14 protein-coding genes and 1 pseudogene are annotated in these 16794 nt (G+C 74.0%); 11 read left to right on the top strand and 4 right to left on the bottom strand.

Features of this window, described 5'->3' with window-relative positions:
• The 4 genes from ACSNN7_RS11110 to ACSNN7_RS11125 all read left to right on the top strand — a co-directional run bounded on the left by ACSNN7_RS11110 (nucleotide 1) and on the right by ACSNN7_RS11125 (nucleotide 4294).
• Entirely contained in the window at nucleotides 1-1281 is a 1281-nt protein-coding gene (locus ACSNN7_RS11110; RefSeq protein WP_436680602.1) for an ABC transporter permease, read from the top strand.
• A 151-nt stretch (nucleotides 1282-1432) separates the two neighbouring features.
• Nucleotides 1433-2143, top strand: coding sequence for a cytidine deaminase (locus tag ACSNN7_RS11115; protein ID WP_088964039.1), 711 nt, complete (start codon nucleotides 1433-1435; stop codon nucleotides 2141-2143).
• 55 nt (nucleotides 2144-2198) lie between these two features.
• A complete protein-coding gene (locus tag ACSNN7_RS11120; protein ID WP_436680603.1) occupies nucleotides 2199-3479 on the top strand; it encodes a thymidine phosphorylase in 1281 nt (426 codons plus the stop codon).
• A 134-nt stretch (nucleotides 3480-3613) separates the two neighbouring features.
• Nucleotides 3614-4294, top strand: a complete 681-nt coding sequence (locus ACSNN7_RS11125) for a DUF4272 domain-containing protein (protein WP_436680604.1) — start codon at nucleotides 3614-3616, stop codon at nucleotides 4292-4294.
• Nucleotides 4295-4302: 8 nt separating this feature from the next.
• Here ACSNN7_RS11125 and ACSNN7_RS11130 read toward each other — a convergent pair whose 3' ends face one another.
• Nucleotides 4303-5187, bottom strand: coding sequence for a putative RNA methyltransferase (locus tag ACSNN7_RS11130; RefSeq protein ID WP_436680620.1), 885 nt, complete (start codon nucleotides 5185-5187; stop codon nucleotides 4303-4305).
• 42 nt (nucleotides 5188-5229) lie between these two features.
• On the opposite strand from ACSNN7_RS11130, the gene ACSNN7_RS11135 reads away from it, so the two are divergent.
• Nucleotides 5230-5364, top strand: coding sequence for a hypothetical protein (locus tag ACSNN7_RS11135; protein ID WP_436680605.1), 135 nt, complete (start codon nucleotides 5230-5232; stop codon nucleotides 5362-5364).
• A gap of 77 nt (nucleotides 5365-5441) precedes the next feature.
• A complete protein-coding gene (locus ACSNN7_RS11140) occupies nucleotides 5442-6518 on the top strand; it encodes an adenosine deaminase (RefSeq protein ID WP_436680606.1) in 1077 nt (358 codons plus the stop codon).
• Here the strand turns inward: ACSNN7_RS11140 and ACSNN7_RS11145 are convergent, their stop codons facing one another.
• A complete protein-coding gene (locus tag ACSNN7_RS11145; protein WP_436680607.1) occupies nucleotides 6519-6929 on the bottom strand; it encodes a hypothetical protein in 411 nt (136 codons plus the stop codon). It abuts the gene before it with no gap.
• 385 nt (nucleotides 6930-7314) lie between these two features.
• Between ACSNN7_RS11145 and ACSNN7_RS11150 the strand changes: the two genes are divergently transcribed.
• From ACSNN7_RS11150 to ACSNN7_RS11165, 4 genes are all read left to right on the top strand, one after another.
• Nucleotides 7315-10893, top strand: coding sequence for a nitrate- and nitrite sensing domain-containing protein (locus ACSNN7_RS11150; RefSeq protein ID WP_436680609.1), 3579 nt, complete (start codon nucleotides 7315-7317; stop codon nucleotides 10891-10893).
• Nucleotides 10890-11294, top strand: coding sequence for a roadblock/LC7 domain-containing protein (locus ACSNN7_RS11155; protein ID WP_132186590.1), 405 nt, complete (start codon nucleotides 10890-10892; stop codon nucleotides 11292-11294). Before ACSNN7_RS11150 ends, ACSNN7_RS11155 begins: the two co-directional genes overlap by 4 nt.
• Nucleotides 11295-11396: 102 nt before the next feature.
• Nucleotides 11397-11774: a DUF742 domain-containing protein gene (locus ACSNN7_RS11160; RefSeq protein WP_334451903.1), complete on the top strand. Its 378-nt coding sequence runs from the start codon at nucleotides 11397-11399 to the stop codon at nucleotides 11772-11774.
• Between the two features lies 1 nt (nucleotide 11775).
• Nucleotides 11776-12369, top strand: a complete 594-nt coding sequence (locus ACSNN7_RS11165) for a GTP-binding protein (RefSeq protein WP_334451482.1) — start codon at nucleotides 11776-11778, stop codon at nucleotides 12367-12369.
• A 329-nt stretch (nucleotides 12370-12698) separates the two neighbouring features.
• Here the strand turns inward: ACSNN7_RS11165 and ACSNN7_RS11170 are convergent, their stop codons facing one another.
• Nucleotides 12699-15305, bottom strand: a complete 2607-nt coding sequence (locus ACSNN7_RS11170; RefSeq protein WP_436680610.1) for a transposase — start codon at nucleotides 15303-15305, stop codon at nucleotides 12699-12701.
• A 41-nt stretch (nucleotides 15306-15346) separates the two neighbouring features.
• Nucleotides 15347-16306 carry a DNA primase gene (locus ACSNN7_RS11175; protein ID WP_436680611.1) on the bottom strand — a complete coding sequence of 320 codons (960 nt, stop codon included), beginning with the start codon at nucleotides 16304-16306 and terminating at the stop codon, nucleotides 15347-15349.
• A 118-nt stretch (nucleotides 16307-16424) separates the two neighbouring features.
• On the opposite strand from ACSNN7_RS11175, the pseudogene ACSNN7_RS11180 reads away from it, so the two are divergent.
• A pseudogene (locus tag ACSNN7_RS11180) lies at nucleotides 16425-16730 on the top strand (PadR family transcriptional regulator); the annotation flags it as partial.
• Between the last annotated feature and the right edge of the window lie 64 nt (nucleotides 16731-16794).

The raw sequence follows: 16794 nt of genomic DNA on the forward strand, positions 1-16794 counted from the left end.
ATGTCCACCATGGCTGTCCCCGACGTCAAGGTCGCAGAGGTCGACGAGGGCTTCTGGACGCGCAACCGCAAGATCGGCGCGGTCCTGCTGGCGCTGGGCGTGCTCGCCGCGGTGCTCTTCGGCGCGCTGGCCACCGACCGGCAGGCACGCTTCACCCTCAGCGAGACCGAGGGCGGCGCGGCGCTGGAGATCAACGGCACGGTCGGCGCGATCCTGTTCGGGATCATCGCCGCCGCGGCCGGAGCGGCCCTGCTGGCCGGGATCCCGAAGCGCTGGTTCACCCTGGCGCTCGGCGTCGGGCTGGTCGCCTTCGTGCTGAGCTTCCTCTGCTGGCAGGTGTCGGCCGCGCCCGAGGGCCGCAACTTCATGCCGATGGTCAACATCGTCCGGGGCACCTTCGTCCTGGCCCTGCCGCTGATCTTCGGCGCACTGGCCGGCGTGCTCTGCGAGCGCTCCGGCGTGGTCAACGTGGCGATCGAGGGGCAGTTGCTGATGGGCGCCTTCAGCGGCGCGCTCTTCGGCAGCCTCTTCAACAGCGTCTGGGTGGGCCTGGTCGCCGCGGCGATCGGCGGCGCGTTCATCTCGCTGCTGCTGGCGGTCTTCGCCATCCGCTATCTGGTCGACCAGGTGGTCATGGGTGTCGTGCTGAACCTGCTGGCGGTCGGCATCACCGGCTTCCTCTATGAGCGGCTGATGCAGACCAACGCGGAGAAGTACAACAGCGCGCCCCGCTTCACCAACTGGGAGATCCCGCTGCTGGAGGACATCCCGGTGATCGGGCCGGCGCTGTTCCGCGGCAACATCTTCCTCTACCTGGGCCTGCTGTTGGTGCTGGTCATCCACCTCGCGCTGTTCCGGACCCGGTGGGGCCTGCGGACCCGCTCGGTGGGCGAGCACCCGACCGCCGCGGACACCCTCGGCGTCAAGGTGCTCGGGCTGCGCTACCGCAACGTGCTGCTGGCGGGCGTGGTCGCCGGCATCGGCGGCGCCTCCTACACGCTGGCGCTCTACAGCTTCACCAAGAACATGATCGGCGGTAAGGGCTTCATCGCCCTGGCCGCGCTGATCTTCGGCCGGTGGAGCCCGACGGGGGCGCTGCTCGCGGCGCTCTTCTTCGGCTTCGCCGACCAGCTCGCCACCTACCTGGGCGCGATCGGCAGCAGCATCCCGAGCCAGTTCCTGGCGATGCTGCCGTACCTGGCGACGATCCTGGCGGTGGCCGGGCTGGTCGGCCGGGTCCGCGCGCCCGCGGCGGACGGCAAGCCGTACATCAAGGGCTGAGCCCGCGGCGGAAGCCGCACCCGTGCCCGGTGGGGAACCTCCCACCGGGCACGGTCGTTTCCCGGCCCCGCCGCCGACCCGGCGGGTGTCGGCAGACACCAGGGGTACCCCTTCCCGCGCCCGACCACCCTGACTTGGGCAGAATGGTGGGATGACCGAGATCGACTGGGAGCGGCTGCGGGCCGCCGCCACCGAGGTGATGCGGCACGCGTACGTCCCGTACTCGAAGTTCCCGGTCGGGGCGGCCGCCCTGGTCGACGACGGCCGGGTGGTGACCGGCTGCAACGTGGAGAACGCCGCGTACGGCGTCACCCTCTGCGCCGAGTGCGGCGTGGTCTCCGCGCTGCACGCCTCCGGCGGGGGCCGCCTCGTCGCGATGTCCTGCGTCGACGCCACCGGCGAGCCGCTGATGCCGTGCGGCCGGTGCCGGCAGCTGCTGTGGGAGAACGGCGGGCCGGAGTGCCTGGTCGAGTCCAAGGGACGGCCGCTGCGCATGGCCGAGCTGCTGCCGCACGCCTTCGACGTGGCCGACATCGAGGCGGTGACCGGGGAACAGCCGGTCCCGGTGGTGCCGGAGCGGCTGGCCGCCTGGCGGGGGCGGGGCACCGTCTTCGTGCACCCCGACATGTCCGCCGGGCAGCAGGTCTGGACGGCGTACTGGGAGCGGTCGGCCGGGGACGCCGAGGGCGCCGAGACCGGGGTGCTGGAGGAGGGCCCGAGCTGGGACGAGCCGGCCGAGGCGATCACCTGGGGGCACGCCCGGACGCCCCGGGTGGTGGTGGTCGACGCCAGCGGCACCATCTTCTGGGCCGGCGAGGGCGAGCCTCCGATGGAGATCCCCACCCGCTGGCCCGCGGGCTGAACCCGTCCCGGCGTACCGCCGATCAGCAGAACCAGACAAGCAGAGGAACTCGACGATGAGTGCGTTCACGGCGGTCGACGTCATCCGGACCAAGCGGGACGGGGGTGTGCTGAGCGACGCCCAGATCGACTGGGTGGTCGACGCGTACACCCGGGGGCTGGTGGCCGACGAGCAGATGTCGGCCCTGGCCATGGCGATCCTGCTGCGCGGGATGACCCCGCCGGAGATCGCCCGCTGGACCGCCGCGATGATCGCCAGCGGCGAGCGGCTGGACCTCTCGCCGGTGGCCCGCCCCACCGTGGACAAGCACTCCACCGGCGGCGTCGGTGACAAGATCACCCTGCCGCTCACCCCGCTGGTCGCGGCCTGTGGCGGCGCGGTGCCGCAGCTCTCCGGGCGCGGCCTCGGGCACACCGGCGGCACGCTGGACAAGCTGGAGTCGATCCCGGGCTGGCGGGCGGCGCTGAGCAACGACGAGTTCATCTCCCAGCTGCGCGACGTCGGCGCGGTGATCTGCGCGGCCGGCGAGGGGCTGGCCCCGGCCGACCGCAAGCTGTACGCGCTGCGCGACGTCACCGGCACCGTCGAGGCGATCCCGCTGATCGCCAGCTCGATCATGAGCAAGAAGATCGCCGAGGGCACCGGCGCGCTGGTGCTCGACGTGAAGGTCGGCTCCGGCGCGTTCATGAAGTCCGTCGACGACGCGCGGGAACTGGCCCGGACCATGGTGGAGCTGGGCGGCGCGCACGGCGTGAAGACCGTCGCGCTGCTCACCGACATGTCGACCCCGCTCGGCCTGACCGTCGGCAACGCAATCGAGGTGACCGAGTCGGTGGAGGTGCTGGCCGGCGGCGGCCCCGCCGACGTGGTGGAGCTGACCCTCGCCCTGGCCCGCGAGATGCTGGACGCGGCCGGTCTGCCGGACGCCGACCCGGCCGCCGCGCTGCGCGACGGGCGGGCGATGGACGCCTGGCGCTCGATGATCCGCGCGCAGGGCGGGGACCCGGACGCCCCGATGGCGACCGCCAACGAGGTCGAGGTGGTCCGCGCCCAGGCCGACGGCTTCGTCTACTCGGTCGACGCGTACGCGATCGGGGTGGCCGCCTGGCGGCTCGGCGCCGGGCGGGCCCGCAAGGAGGACCCGGTCAGCGCTGCCGCGGGTGTGGTGCTGCACAAGCGGCCCGGTGACCCGGTCCGGGCCGGCGACCCGCTCTACGAACTCCGCGCCGACCAGGCCGCCCGGATTCCGGCGGCGCGGGCGGAGGCCGAGCGGGCGGTCCGCCTCGCGCCCACCGCGCCGGCCGCGTCGTCGCTGGTCATCGAGCGGATCGGCTGAACGGCCGAGCGCCCGGCACCGGTCGGTCGGTGGCGGGCCCTCGGCGTGGTGCCGGCCCGCCCCGGGCGCTATTCTCCCAGCCCAGGGGGACAGTCCGGCGGTGACGCCGACGCGAGCAGACAGGGACTTCGACCGTGCTGGTACCCGCCCCCGATCCCCGGGAAGTCCGTGAGGCGAGCCTGGACGAGCTGTCCCGGCTGCGCCTGCCGTTGCCGCCCCCGCAGTTTCCGCTGGTCTGGGAGCCGGGCGACGAGATCGAGTTGCGTCCCACCGGCGAGATCGAGGCGCGGATCGCGGTCCTGCACCTGATCCTGGCCCGGTGCTTCGGGATGCCGCCGCAGGCGGCGATGAGCTGGCTGCTCGACTCGCACCTGGTCGAGATGGTCACCCCGCCGGAGTGGCAGTTCGTGATGGGCGGCAAGGGCGACCACCGCTCGTTCGTGCTGCACCACGACGCGCTCTTCTCGCTGGCCTGGGTGCTCGGGCTGAGCAAGCAGCTCGATCCGACCATCCCGGTCGACGAGCGGCTGGTGGAGCGGATGCCGCACATCGCCGACGGGGAGACGTTCGGCCAGTGGCGGGCCCGCATCCTGGCCGCGCCGCAGCACCCGGCCGACGCGGCCGCCCTGCTGGACCTGCACTACTGCCTGGACTGGGCGTACCTGGAGGCGGAGAAGCACGGCCTGGCACTGCCCGGCCTGGTGGACGCCAACGCGATCGGCCAGCGGCGCTGGGCGTTGGAGTGGGCGGTGGTGCTGCGCGGGCCGTACCACGACGAGCCGCCGGGCTGGGAAGAGGTCGACCTCTCCACCTGAGCCGCTGATCAGCGCGGGCGCCAGACGGTGAGCCGGACCGCGGCGGTGACCGCGACCGGCTCGGGCAGCGCGGCGATCCGGGCGGCGAGCCGCTGCGGGTCGGTGTGCCAGGCGCTGGGTCCCATGCCGACCAGGGTGGCCACCTCGGCCCCGGTCAGCCGCAGCCGGGCGGTGTGCACGGCGGCCCGCTCCTGGGTGAAGTGACCGGCCAGGCTGTCGGCCACCCGGTCCGCCTTGGCCGGGTCCACCCGCAGCAGGCCCAGCGCCTCGACCAGCTCGGCGAGGTGCGCGTCCGTCGGGGTGACCACGAGCAGCGCCCCGGCCGGGTCGAGGACCCGGTGGAACTCCGCGCCGTTGCGCGGGGCGAAGACGTTCAGCAGCACGGCGGTCGAGGCATCGGCGAGCGGCAGCCGCTGCCAGGTGTCGGCGAGCGCCGCCGCGGCCCTCGGGTGGGCCCGGGCGGCGCGCCGCAGCGCCGGCTTGGAGACGTCCAGGGCCAGGCCGACGGCGTCGGGCAGCGCCGCCAGCACCGCGGCGAGGTGCCGGCCGGTGCCCGCTCCGGCGTCCACCACCAGCGGGTACGCCCCGACGCCCGGCTCCGCGTCGGCCCGCCGCCCGTCGCCCATCGGGCCGACGACCCGGGTGGCCGACTCGGCGAGCGCGGCCGAGACGACGTCGTAGTGCCCGGCGGCGAGGAAGTCCGTCCGGGCGGCCACCATCTCGGCGGTGTCCCCGACATGCGGGGCGCGACCGGTGAGCAGGTTGACGTACCCCTGCCGGGCGACGTCGAAGCTGTGCCGGCGCGGGCAGCGCAGCGCGTGGGTGTCGGGGGCCGGGGCCAGCGGGTCGGCGCAGACCGGGCAGCGCAGCCGGGCCAGCACCGCCGGGTGCATCCCGGCCCCGGGCTGCTCGGGCGGGTGCGGCGCGGTCACCCGGTGAGCGTACGTGAGCGGGTCGGCAGCCCGGCCCGTGCCGCGACCGTGGACCGGTGGCCGGCTCAGCGGGGGCCGTTCCCGGCCGGACTCGGCTCGTCGAACTACCGGTACGCCCCGGCGACGAGCGTGCCGTAGGCGGTGGCGTCGCCGTCGACGCGCCCGGCCCGGCGGTCCCGTCCCGGCACCGGTCGGGGGCTGGCTAGGGTCTGAGCATGGTCGCAATCCGATACGAGGACATCGTCAAGGTCCCCAAGGCGCTGCTGCACGATCATCTCGACGGCGGCCTGCGGCCGGCGACGGTCGTCGAACTCGCCGCCGAGGCCGGTCACGAGCTGCCCACCACCGACCCGGAGGCGCTCGGCCGCTGGTTCGTGGAGGCGGCGAACTCGGGTTCGCTGGAGCGCTACCTGGAGACGTTCGCGCACACCGTCGCCGTGATGCAGACCGCGCCGGCGCTGCGCCGGGTGGCCCGGGAGTGCGCGCTCGACCTGGCCGCCGACGGCGTGGTCTACGCCGAGGTCCGGTTCGCCCCCGAGCAGCACCTGGAGCAGAACCTCACGCTGGACGAGGTGGTCGGGGCGGTGGTGGAGGGCTTCGCCGAGGGCAGCGCGGAGGCCGCCGCGGCCGGCCGCCCCGTCCGGGTGGGCACCCTGCTGACCGCGATGCGGCACGCCGCGCGCTCGCAGGAGATCGCCGAGCTGGCCGTGCGGCACCGGGACACCGGGGTGGTCGGCTTCGACATCGCCGGTGCCGAGGCGGGCTTCCCGCCCACCCGTCACCTGGACGCCTTCGAGTACCTGCAGCGGGAGAACTTCCACTTCACCATCCACGCCGGCGAGGCGTTCGGGCTGCCCTCGATCTGGCAGGCGATCCAGTGGTGCGGCGCGGACCGGCTCGGCCACGGGGTGCGCATCGTGGACGACATCACCCCCGGCCCGCAGCCGGTGCTTGGCCGGCTGGCCGCGTACGTGCGGGACAAGCGCATCCCGCTGGAGCTCTGCCCGTCGTCGAACGTGCAGACCGGCGCCGTCGCGTCGATCGCCGACCACCCGATCGGGCTGCTGCGCGACCTCCGGTTCCGGGTCACCGTCAACACCGACAACCGGCTGATGAGCGGCACCTCGATGTCGCGGGAGATGGCGCTGCTGGCGGAGGCCTTCGGCTACGGCTGGAAGGAGTTCCAGTGGTTCACCATCAACGCCATGAAGAGCGCCTTCATCCCGTTCGACGAGCGGTTGCGGATCATCGACGAGGTGATCAAGCCGGCGTACGCGAAGCTGCTGGCCTGATCAGTGGTGCGGGTGGCTGGCGACCAGGCCGGCCACCCGCCGCAGCACCTCCCGCGCGCGGGCGGCCTCGGCGCCCAGGCCGGTCTGCCGGCGCAGCACCGCCGGTTCGGCGCGCAGCAGGGCCACCCCGCGCCGCAGCAGGACCTTCGGCGCCTTGCGCTGCTCGGCGAGGTCACGGGTCAGCCGGCGGACGAAGGTCGTGCCGCGCGGGCGGCGCAGCGCGTACGCCCCGGCGAGGAGCCCCCGGCGGCGGCACTCCTCGACGATCTCGGCGGCGAAGATCCCTTCGGCGACGAAAAGTGGCGATCCGGCCACCTCGAATGGCCGGGTGGCCACCCTTCGGTCGGCACCGATCGCATAAACCGGCACTTCGGCCTTGCCCTCCTGGGCCAGTCGGGCAATTGTGTCCACGGCCGTCACGGCATCCCAGGACTCGGGCGAGTCCCAGTCCACCAGTCCGTTCTGGCGCGGCAACGTAGGGTCATCGCCGTCCTTGTAGAAGTCGTCCAGACACAGCACCGGGAGTCCGGTTCGATGCGCTATATACGACTTTCCCGAGCCGGAGGGGCCGGCGAGCAGGACAACGCGGTGACGGTATTCCATTACGTTCGGTAACTCCGGCCAGACGGATTGCTATCAAATTGCATCAACATCTCATCACACCTCCGGCGACCGCCAACCTGGGCTTTCTCTTTCAGGGGCGGCGTGATGGAATCTCGGGGGTCCGACCCGCCGGGTCGGTCGCTGGGCGTTGCCCGTGGCAACGCGGGGACGCTGCAATCGCGAGGGCGGTGACGTGAGCAAACGGCCGAAGACGGCGGGCTCCTTCCTGTCGCGTCTACGCCGGCCGGCCGGCCGGCTCCGCGACATGCCGATCTGGTCCAAGCTCGGTCTGATCATGATCGTGCCGACCATCGCCACGGTCGTCGTGGGCACCAGTGGGCTGGTGGACCACCTGCAGACACTCAACAATGCCAACCGGGCGGGCGACCTGGCCAATCTGGTGGGGTACTCGGGTGACCTGGTCAACAGCCTCCAGAACGAGCGCACCGCCGCCGTCCTGCTGCTGGGCGCGCCCAAGGGCCAGGCGCGGGACAAGTACCAGGAGGCGTACAACCGGGTCAACCAGCGGGTCGACCAGGCCAAGGCGCCGTACTCGCAGCAACGGCTGGTGATCGAGGATCTCCCGGCCAGCCTGGAGGGCCTGCTCGACCGGATCGACCAGGACCTGAGCGACCTGCCCGGCACCCGGAGCCAGGTCTCCAACGGCAAGCTCAGCCTCAGCAACGCGGTCGGGTCGTACCAGGGCCTGATCGACCAGTTGATCAGCGTTCGGGACTCGACCACCCAGCTGGCCGGCGACAACGACCTGAGTGACCGGATGCGGGCCGCCGCCGCGGTGGCCCGGGAGAAGGAGTTCCTGTCGCTGCGCCGCGTGGCGGTGCACCGGGTGCTCCTGCGGCAGGCGTACATCGCTCCGCTGCGCGACGACTTCATCTCCAGCCAGAAGGGCGGGGAGCTGGCGGCACAGACCTTCCAGTCGGTCGCCAACCAGTCCGAGCGCGAGCTGTACCAGCAGACCGTCGCCGGTTCCGACCTGCGCCAGGCGGAGACCTACAGCGGCTTCATCAAGTCCCGCGACACGGAGAGCATCGCCGGGATCGAGTTCGGCACCGACCAGTGGGACTCGGCCATGGTGGCCAACGCCGAGATGATCCGTAACGTCGAGGTCAAGCTCGACGGCAACGTGATCCGGCAGGCCGAAGACCTCCGCTCGGACGTGCAGCGCCAGGTCTTCCTGGAGACCGGCCTGCTGCTGAGCATGCTGCTGCTGGCGATCCTCTTCGCGTACCTGGTCGCCCGGTCGATGGCCCGCTCCCTGCGCGACCTGCGCCAGGGCGCCCTCTCCATCGCCCAGTACGGCCTGCCGCAGGCGGTGGCCCGGCTGCGCGACCCGCAGGTCAGCGGCCAGCTCTCCCCGGCGCAGCTGGCCAACCAGATCGCCGAGCCGCTGCCGGTCCGCAGCAAGGACGAGTTCGGTCAGGTGACCGAGGCGTTCAACGCGGTCCACCTAGAGGCGGTCCGCACCGCCGCCGAGCAGGCCGCGCTGCGCTCCTCCGTCGCGACCATGTTCGTCAACCTCGCCCGCCGCTCGCAGATCCTGGTCGACCGGCTGATCGGCCACCTCGACCGGCTGGAGCGCGGCGAGGAGGACCCGGACCGCCTGGCCGAGCTGTTCCAGCTCGACCACCTGGCCACCCGGATGCGCCGCAACGACGAGAACCTGCTGGTCCTCGCCGGGGCGGACTCCACCCGCGTGCAGCGCGAACCGGCCGCCCTGATCGACGTGCTCCGCGCCGCGCAGTCCGAGGTCGAGCACTACACCCGGATCGAGTTCGGCATCATCGACCGGGACATCGAGGTCTCCGCGCACGCGGTCAACGACATGGTGCACCTCGTCGCCGAGCTGTTCGACAACGCGACCGCGTTCTCGCCGCCGGACTCGCAGGTCATGGTGGAGGCGCGCCGCATCGGCGACCGGGCCACCCTCTACGTCGAGGACCGCGGCATCGGGATCAGCCGGGAGCAGCTGGGCGACCTCAACGAGCGGCTCGCCACGCCGCCCCAGGTGGACGTGGCCGTCTCCCGGATGATGGGCCTGGTCGTGGTCGCCCGGCTGGCCTCGCGGCACGGCGTCAAGGTCGAGCTGCGTCCCGGCACGGACCGTGGCACGGTCGCCGAGGTCACCATGCCCACCTCCGTGCTGGTGCCCCGGGCGCTCACCGGGCGCGGCCAGCCCGCCCCGGCGCTGCCCGCAGCCACCCCCGGCCCGCAGCAGTCCGGCCCGGTGCCGGCCTTCGGCGCGCTGCCCGCACTGGGCAACGGCCCGGCGCCGGCTCCGCGATCCGGCGAGTCCGGCAACCAGGTCACCCTCGGTGGGCGGCCCTTCGACCCGGCCCCGCGCAACGGCTCGCCGGCCAACGCTGGCGGGGGGCGCTCCATGCCGGCCTGGTCGGACCTGACCGGTGCCAGCGCGCTCAACGGCAACGACACCTTCGCCCCGCGCTCCTCCAACGGTCAGCAGATCGACCCGCTGCCGCAGCGGCGGTCCGGCGACATCGACCCGGTCACCGGGCAGCAGCCGGTGATTCCGCGGCAGCTGCCGAGCAGCCCGGAGGCCCGCCCCTACAGCGCGCCGCCGGTCCCGCCGGTCTCCGCGCCTCCGGTGCCCCCGGTCTCGGCGCCCCCGCTGCCGCCGGTCTCCGGCGCCCCGGCCTCCGGGTACCCGGTCTCGGCCGCGCCGTACTCGGCTCCGCCGGTGTCGGCCTCGCCGTACTCCGGGCACCCGGTCTCCGGCCAGCCGTACTCGGGCCAGCCCGTCTCGGCCGCCCCGGTCTCCGCCCAGCCGGCGTCCGCGCCGCCGCGGCAGAACCCGACCGGCCCGACCGGCCCGGCCGCCCCGCCGGCCTGGCCGCCGGTGGCCAACCCGGAGCCGGCCGCCCCGCCGGTGCCCGAGCGGCTCGCCGCCGCGCTGGACATGACCACCGAGCTGCCCCGGGTGGCCCGCCCCGAAGCGAGCCAGCCGACCGCGCAGCCCGCGGCTCCGGCCACCCCGCCGGCCGTTCGGCAGCCGACCGCGCCGCAGGCGCGCGCCGCGCAGCCGGCCCCGGTGAACCGGCCGCCGACGCCGCAGGAGACGGCCAACCGGCAGCGGTACGCGGACGAGACGATGGAGCTGCCGATCTTCCGGGAGCTGGAGTCGGCCTGGTTCCGTACCCGCAAGCCGGGCCCGGAGGAGGCGGCGGCCGCCGCCGCCAAGCCGGCGGCCAACGGCACCGCGACCCAGCAGATGTCCACCGTCGACGCCGCCGGTCGCCCCGTCCCGAACACCGCAGCACGGACGACAGGTAACGCACCGATGGCAAACACTCCGACGGCCGGAGGGGCGCCCCGCGACAACGGGTCGACGACCAACGGAGGCGCCCGCCCCGGTCCGGCCGAGGCCCTGCCGAACCGCCGACCCACCCCGCAGTCGGCCGGCTGGCAGACGGCGGCCGACGACGGCTGGCGTGCCGCCGTGGCGGCCTCGGAGGTGCCGGTGGCGGCTACCACCCAGACCGGTCTGCCGAAGCGGACGCCGATGGCCCAGCTCGTTCCGGGCGCCGTCGAGAAGCCGACCACCTCGGTGCAGCGGCGTACGCCGGAGGCGGTGCGCGGTCTGCTGTCGGCCTACCATCGCGGCGTGCAGCGCGGGCGCAGCAACCCCTCGGACAGCAACCCCACCAGCTCGGAGGCGACTCCGGGAGGGCAGCAATCCCCGCAGCCGGGCTCCGGCCCGGCGGCCGGGAGCGGGCAGAAGGAGCAAGAAGGATGACAACTACGCAGGATCTCGGTTGGCTCCTCGCCAACTTCGCCGACCGGGTGCCCGGTGTGGCGCACGCGGTCGCCGTCTCCGCCGACGGCCTGCTCCTCGCGTCGTCGCGGGACCTGCCGCGGGACCGGGCCGACCAGCTGGCCGCCATCGCCTCCGGTCTGGTCAGCCTGACCCAGGGCGCGGCGCGCTGCTTCGAGGGTGGCGCGGTGCTGCAGACCGTCGTCGAGATGGACAACGGCTTCCTGTTCCTGATGTCCATCTCCGACGGATCCTCCTTCGCGGTGCTGGCCGCCCGCAGCTCTGACGTGGGCCAGGTCGGCTACGAGATGGCCCTGCTGGTCGACCGGGTGGGCGACGCGCTGACCCCGCAGCCCCGCACGGCCGTCGGGATGATGGGCTGACCGAGCTGACCACCTGGTCGGCACGGCAGCAACGAAACGACAAGAACGACGGGTTCCACCGGGCGCGAGCCGGTGCCGGGTACGAAGGAGGTGAGCGGCGACATGGTCGATCGTGACGAACCGACCGGAGCGTTGGTCCGTCCATACGCCGTGACCCGTGGTCGTACCCGTCCCCGGCTCGACATCGCCATGGAGGCGCTCGTCGAGACGACGGTGCGCGGTCGCGCCGCTGCCAGTGGCAACGGCGGTCAGGGCCGTGAGCACCAGTACATCGCCGCGCTGTGTGACGGACGCGTGCAGTCGTTGGCCGAGATCGCGGCCCGGATGCAGCTTCCGTTGGGTGTGGCCCGGGTGCTCATCGCCGACATGGCGACGGATGGCCTGGTCGCGGTCCACGAGCCGACCATTTTGGACGACTCCGACGACGCGGTGGGCACTGAACTGCTGGAGAGGGTGCTGAGTGGACTTCGCAGGCTCTGACATGTCGCACCGGCCGTCGGCCCCGAGCGGGCGCGTGACGTCGGCGAAGATCGTTATCGCCGGTGGATTCGGCGTCGGCAAGACGACGCTGGTCGGCTCGGTCTCGGAGATCACGCCGCTGACCACCGAGGCCATCATGACTTCCGCGGGCGTGGGCGTCGACGACACCCGGCAGGTGCCGGGCAAGACGACGACCACCGTGGCGATGGACTTCGGCCGGATCTCGATCGACCGGGACCTGATCCTGTACCTGTTCGGTACGCCGGGCCAGACGCGGTTCTGGTTCATGTGGGACGAGCTGGTACGCGGCGCCATCGGCGCGGTCGTCCTGGTCGACACCCGCCGGCTGGCCGACTGCTTCGCGGCGATCGACTTCTTCGAGCACCGGCGGCTGCCGTACCTGGTGGCCATCAACTGCTTCGACGGGATGCAGTACCACGACCCGCAGGACGTCCGGGACGCGCTGGCGATCTCGACGGACGTGCCGGTGGTGGCCTGCGACGCCCGCAACCGGGAGTCGACCAAGCACGTGCTGATCTCGCTGGTCGAGTACGTGCTGACCATGCGTCGTTCGCGCGCGGTCGCCCCGGCCTGACCGGCCTCGACGCGCCCGGTGGCGGCTTCGGCCGACGCCGGGCGCGTCTGCGCGTCCACGGCCGGTCGGGGACGCCGGGCGCGTCTGCGCGTCCACGGCCGGTCGGGGACGCGACCTGCCGGCGGCAGAGGGCTGCTCGACCGGTCCGTGGTGGACACAGCGCAGCCCCGAGCGCCGGGGAGTGCCGGTGCTCGGGGCTGCGGTGGAAAGAGCGGCGGGAAAGGCGGGACCGGGTCAGGAGACCCGGGCCCTGCCGCCCTGGGTGAGCTGGTGGACGCGTCGAATCGTCCGGGGCAGCAGGACGCAGGTGGGCGGCGCCGTGCCGGCGCTCAGGAGCGGTAGCCGGCGGAGCGGAACTCGTACTCCCGGTCGTCCTCGCGCTCGGCCGGATCGCGGCTGAAGTCCCAGCCGCCGGCCGACTCACGACCCGGGCGCCCGCCGACCGCGAACCCGCCGATCTCCTGCCCGCGACGCCAGCCGCGGAAGTAACCGGTGGTGTTCTCGGCGAGGCTCGCCGCGTCCCGGACGATCCGGAGCGGACGCTCCTCGCGCAGCGGCGAACCGGGCACCAGGTTGGCCTGCGGAACCCGCTTGGGCAGGCCGGCGGAGGTCTCCGCGCCGACGGCCGGGCGGGCCGCCTGCTCGGCAGCCTGCCAGCCGGTGTCCGCCGTGGTCGACCAGTCCAGCTCGGACTCCTCGGCGTGGCCGACGAACCAGGCGGACCTGGCCTGGGCGAAGATCAGCAGGTCGCCGTCGCCCTCGTCGGAGATCGGCGGAGGCCGGTGCTCCATCGGCGCGGGACGGCGCTCGGCCGGCTCCGGGCGGTGCTCCGCCGACTCCGGCCGGCGCTCCGGGGACGGCCGGTCACCACGGGCGGCGCGCCCGGACCGGCTCGCCTCCTCCCGGTCGACCAGCCGCAGCGGGGGCGTCTCCAGCCGCGGGTCGGTGCCCGGGGCCGGGCCGTCGCGCAGCGCGCGGTCCGCCAGCGGCGGCGGCTCGACCAGCCGCAGCATCGGCGGCTCCGGCGGCAGGTCGTCGGCCAGCCACGGCGGGGTGACCCGACGCTCCGTGCCGGGGTCGGTCGCCGCGTCCACCTGCCGGCCGGCCCGCTCGCCGTAGGACGGGACGACCGGGTTGTCGGCAGAGCTGTCGCCCGGGTCCTCCGGATTGTTGACCAGCGGCCAGTTGGCCCGGGAGCCGGGCGGCGCGGACTCCGCCTCGGGGCGGGGGGTCGGCACCGGGACGCTCAGGTCGGTGGCGCTGAAACCACCGGTGGGCGCCGGCGGCGCGCTGTTGGTCTTCGGACGGGGCGGGATGACGGTGCGCTGCCGCTCGGCGCGGGCACTGTTGATCGCCGCCGTGGTCAGGGTGGGCCGGAACGGCTCGCCCGCCTCGGCGGGGGGCACGTTGCCCCGCTGCGCGGGCGCGATCGGCGTGATGCCGGGCGGCGGCGGTGGCGGCGCGGAGACCGGGCGGTTGGTCGGGGCGTCGACGCCCCGGCGCACCACCGGCAGGCCCGGGTCGGTGCCCCGGCGCACGGCGGGCATGCCCGGATCGGTGCCGCGGCGCGCGGCCGGCATCGCGGGGTCGGCGCCCCGGCGCACGGCGGGCATCGCGGGGTCGGTGCCCCGGCGGGTGGCCGGCATGGCGGAGTCGGTGCCCCGGCGCACGACGGGCATGGCGTCGGTGCCGCGGCGCACGGCGGCCATGGCGGGGTCGGTGCGCGCGGGCGGAGCGGAGGTCGGGTTGGCCGCGGCGGCGGCCGGGGTGACCGGCGCGGGGGCGACCGGCGGCGGCGCGACCGGAGCCGGCGCGACCGGCGGCGGGCCGAGCGGCCGGGGGGCGGGCGGCAGTGCCCCGCCGGAGACCGGCTCGGGCCGGCTGCGCCGGCCGGTGGGGGTCGGACGCTCGGCTTCGGCCGGCCGGACGGGACGCAGGCCCGCCGTGCCGCCGTCCAGAGGGGACAACTCGCCGACCGGCTCACCGCGCCGGGCGGCGGCCCGCCGCCCGGAGGCCGGAGCCGGCGTGGTGACCCGGGCGCTGAGCGCGCCCACCAGGGCCTCGCAACCGGCGTCGCAGGCCCGCACCGAGGCGACCGCCTGACGGACGGTCTCCGCGACGGCGGCGGTGAGCGCCCGGTTGACGGTGGCCCGGCGAGGAGTCTCGGAGATCGCCACCCGCAGGGCGGTGACCGCGGCGTCGATCTCGTCGGCCTCGGCCACACCGTCGGCGGCCAGGTGCGCGGCCACCGCGTCCGCGGCGACGGCGACATCGCGGCCGTGGGCGGTCGTGCCGGCGAGCATGCCGGGCTCGGGGAGGGCGTCGAGCACCGCGAGGGCCACCGGCTCGGCCGGGTCCGGGTACGCCCGGAGGGCGGCCGGGTAGAGCTCGCGCAGCACCTCGCGCAGCGCCACGGCGGCCGAGTGACGGCCGGTGGACAGGGCGGCGTGCGCCGCGAGCACCTGCTTGAACCCGGCCAGGTCCCGGGGCGCGGGCAGGGTGACCGCGGAGAGCGCCCCGGCCTGGAGGGCGCGGGCCAGGCCCACCGCGCGCCGCTCGGCCGGCGGGGACTGCATCTCCTCCAGGGAGTCGTCGTCGGCGAAGCGCTCGGCGAAGTCGTCGACCGAGTCGTCGTCGGCGATCGCGAGTGGACGCCCGGCGGCGCTCAGCAGCGAGGTGACCGTGTGGTCGTCGCTGTCGGCCGCGATTGCCGCGCCGCTCGGCCCGCCCGACCGCTCCACGAGCAGCGTGACCAGCTGGGCGTAGCCCGTCGCGTCGTCACCGATCTCGCAGACATGCAGCAGACGGCCTGCGTCGTCGACCACAGCGGACGTCAGCGTCGAACCGGCCGATGCCGATCGGTCGGCCGGATCCGCCGAGGCCAGACCGCAGTACACGCGCACGAGCGCCACGGCGTCGTCCTCCTCCCGGGACACAGGTCTTTTCTCTGCCAGAGACTGATGCTCCCCGCTCGGGGTCAGTCGCGCCAGTCCACGACAGCAGAGATCTTGCCGACAATCGTGCGCCAACCCAAACTTGCGGTTTGTGCCCCGATTTTCTTCAGCCGTCGCCGGCCGAGGAAAGCACCGATTCCGCCGTTGACAGACGACCGCAGCGCCTCGTCCAGGTCGTCCAGGCTGGAGCCGGCGGAGAGCATGTCGAGCACGGCGGGTAGCCGCAGCGCGTACGACAGGTCACGGGCCACCTCACCGGCCTCGATCAGCAGCGTCGGGTCCCACGTGTCGTGCCCGCCGCGCAGGTTCTCCACTACCAGATCCAGCTCGTACGTGTCCTCGTCGAGTGGCGCGATGTCGGCCGGTTCCACCCGTTCGGACAGTTCATTCCAGCTGTCCAGTTGCGACATGTCGTTGGGCGCACCGGAACGGATGAAACTGACCAGCGCCTCGGGGGTCTTGAAGAGCAGCAGCCGCCCCTTGTGGGTGAGGAAGAGCGGCACCTCCTCGTCGCCCGCCGCGTCCTGCTCGTCCTCCTCCGCCTCGGACTCCTCGTCCTCGGCGTCGGCGTCGGCGTCGGCGTCGCGCTTGCGGCCCTTGGCCCGGCCCTCCTCCTCGTCCTCCTCGGCGGAGAGCGCGGCGAACTCCTCGTCGAGGATCACCACCTCCTCGTCCTCGCCGTCCTCGGTCTGCACGACCTGACGGCGGGCGAGGAACGGGTCGTCCTCGTCGCGCTCGGCGACGTCGGTCGGGGTCAGCTCCCGGGCCGGCCGGTACGCGCGCAGCGTGAAACCGGTGCCGGCGGGGAGGGCGATCTCCACCGGGTCGATCCGCACCTCGTCCCAGAGGGAGCGGTCGGCCGAGCCGCGCTCCACCTCGGGCTCGACCGGCCCGTCGGTGGCGTCGAGCTCGGGCTCGTCGGCGTCGGGCCGTTGGGGCGACTGGCGGGCCACGCTGACCTCCGTGTGCGTCGGGTTGCCCACTCGCCGACGCTTCCGGTCGGCCAGTGACTCTGGGCACATACCCTAGTGGGCACTCCGGCGGGACCGGACCCCGCACCCCGCTGGCGATCCGCGCGCCGGACAAGTAGCGTTGCTACGCATGAGGGCTCAGGCGCTGCACGGACACCTCGACGCGCTGCTGCTGGCGGTGCTGGAGCAGGGCGCACTGCACGGCTACGCCATCATCGAGGCGCTGCGGGCCCGCAGCGACGGCAACCTGGACCTGCCCACCGGCACCATCTATCCGGCGCTGCGGCGGCTGGAGCGGGCCGGGCACGTGGCCAGCTCGTGGAGCACGGTCAGCGGCCGGGAGCGGCGCACCTACGAGCTGACCGACTCCGGTCGCCGGGCGCTGGCCGGTGAGCGGGCCGGCTGGCGCGAGTTCAGTGCCACCGTCGGCCGGTTCCGGGAATCTCCCCGACGCGCCTACCGGTCCGCCCGTGGCAGGGTGGCCCCATGCGGGGGTTCGA

Source organism: Micromonospora sp. URMC 105 (assembly GCF_051386295.1).
Taxonomy (GTDB): Bacteria; Actinomycetota; Actinomycetes; order Mycobacteriales; family Micromonosporaceae; genus Micromonospora.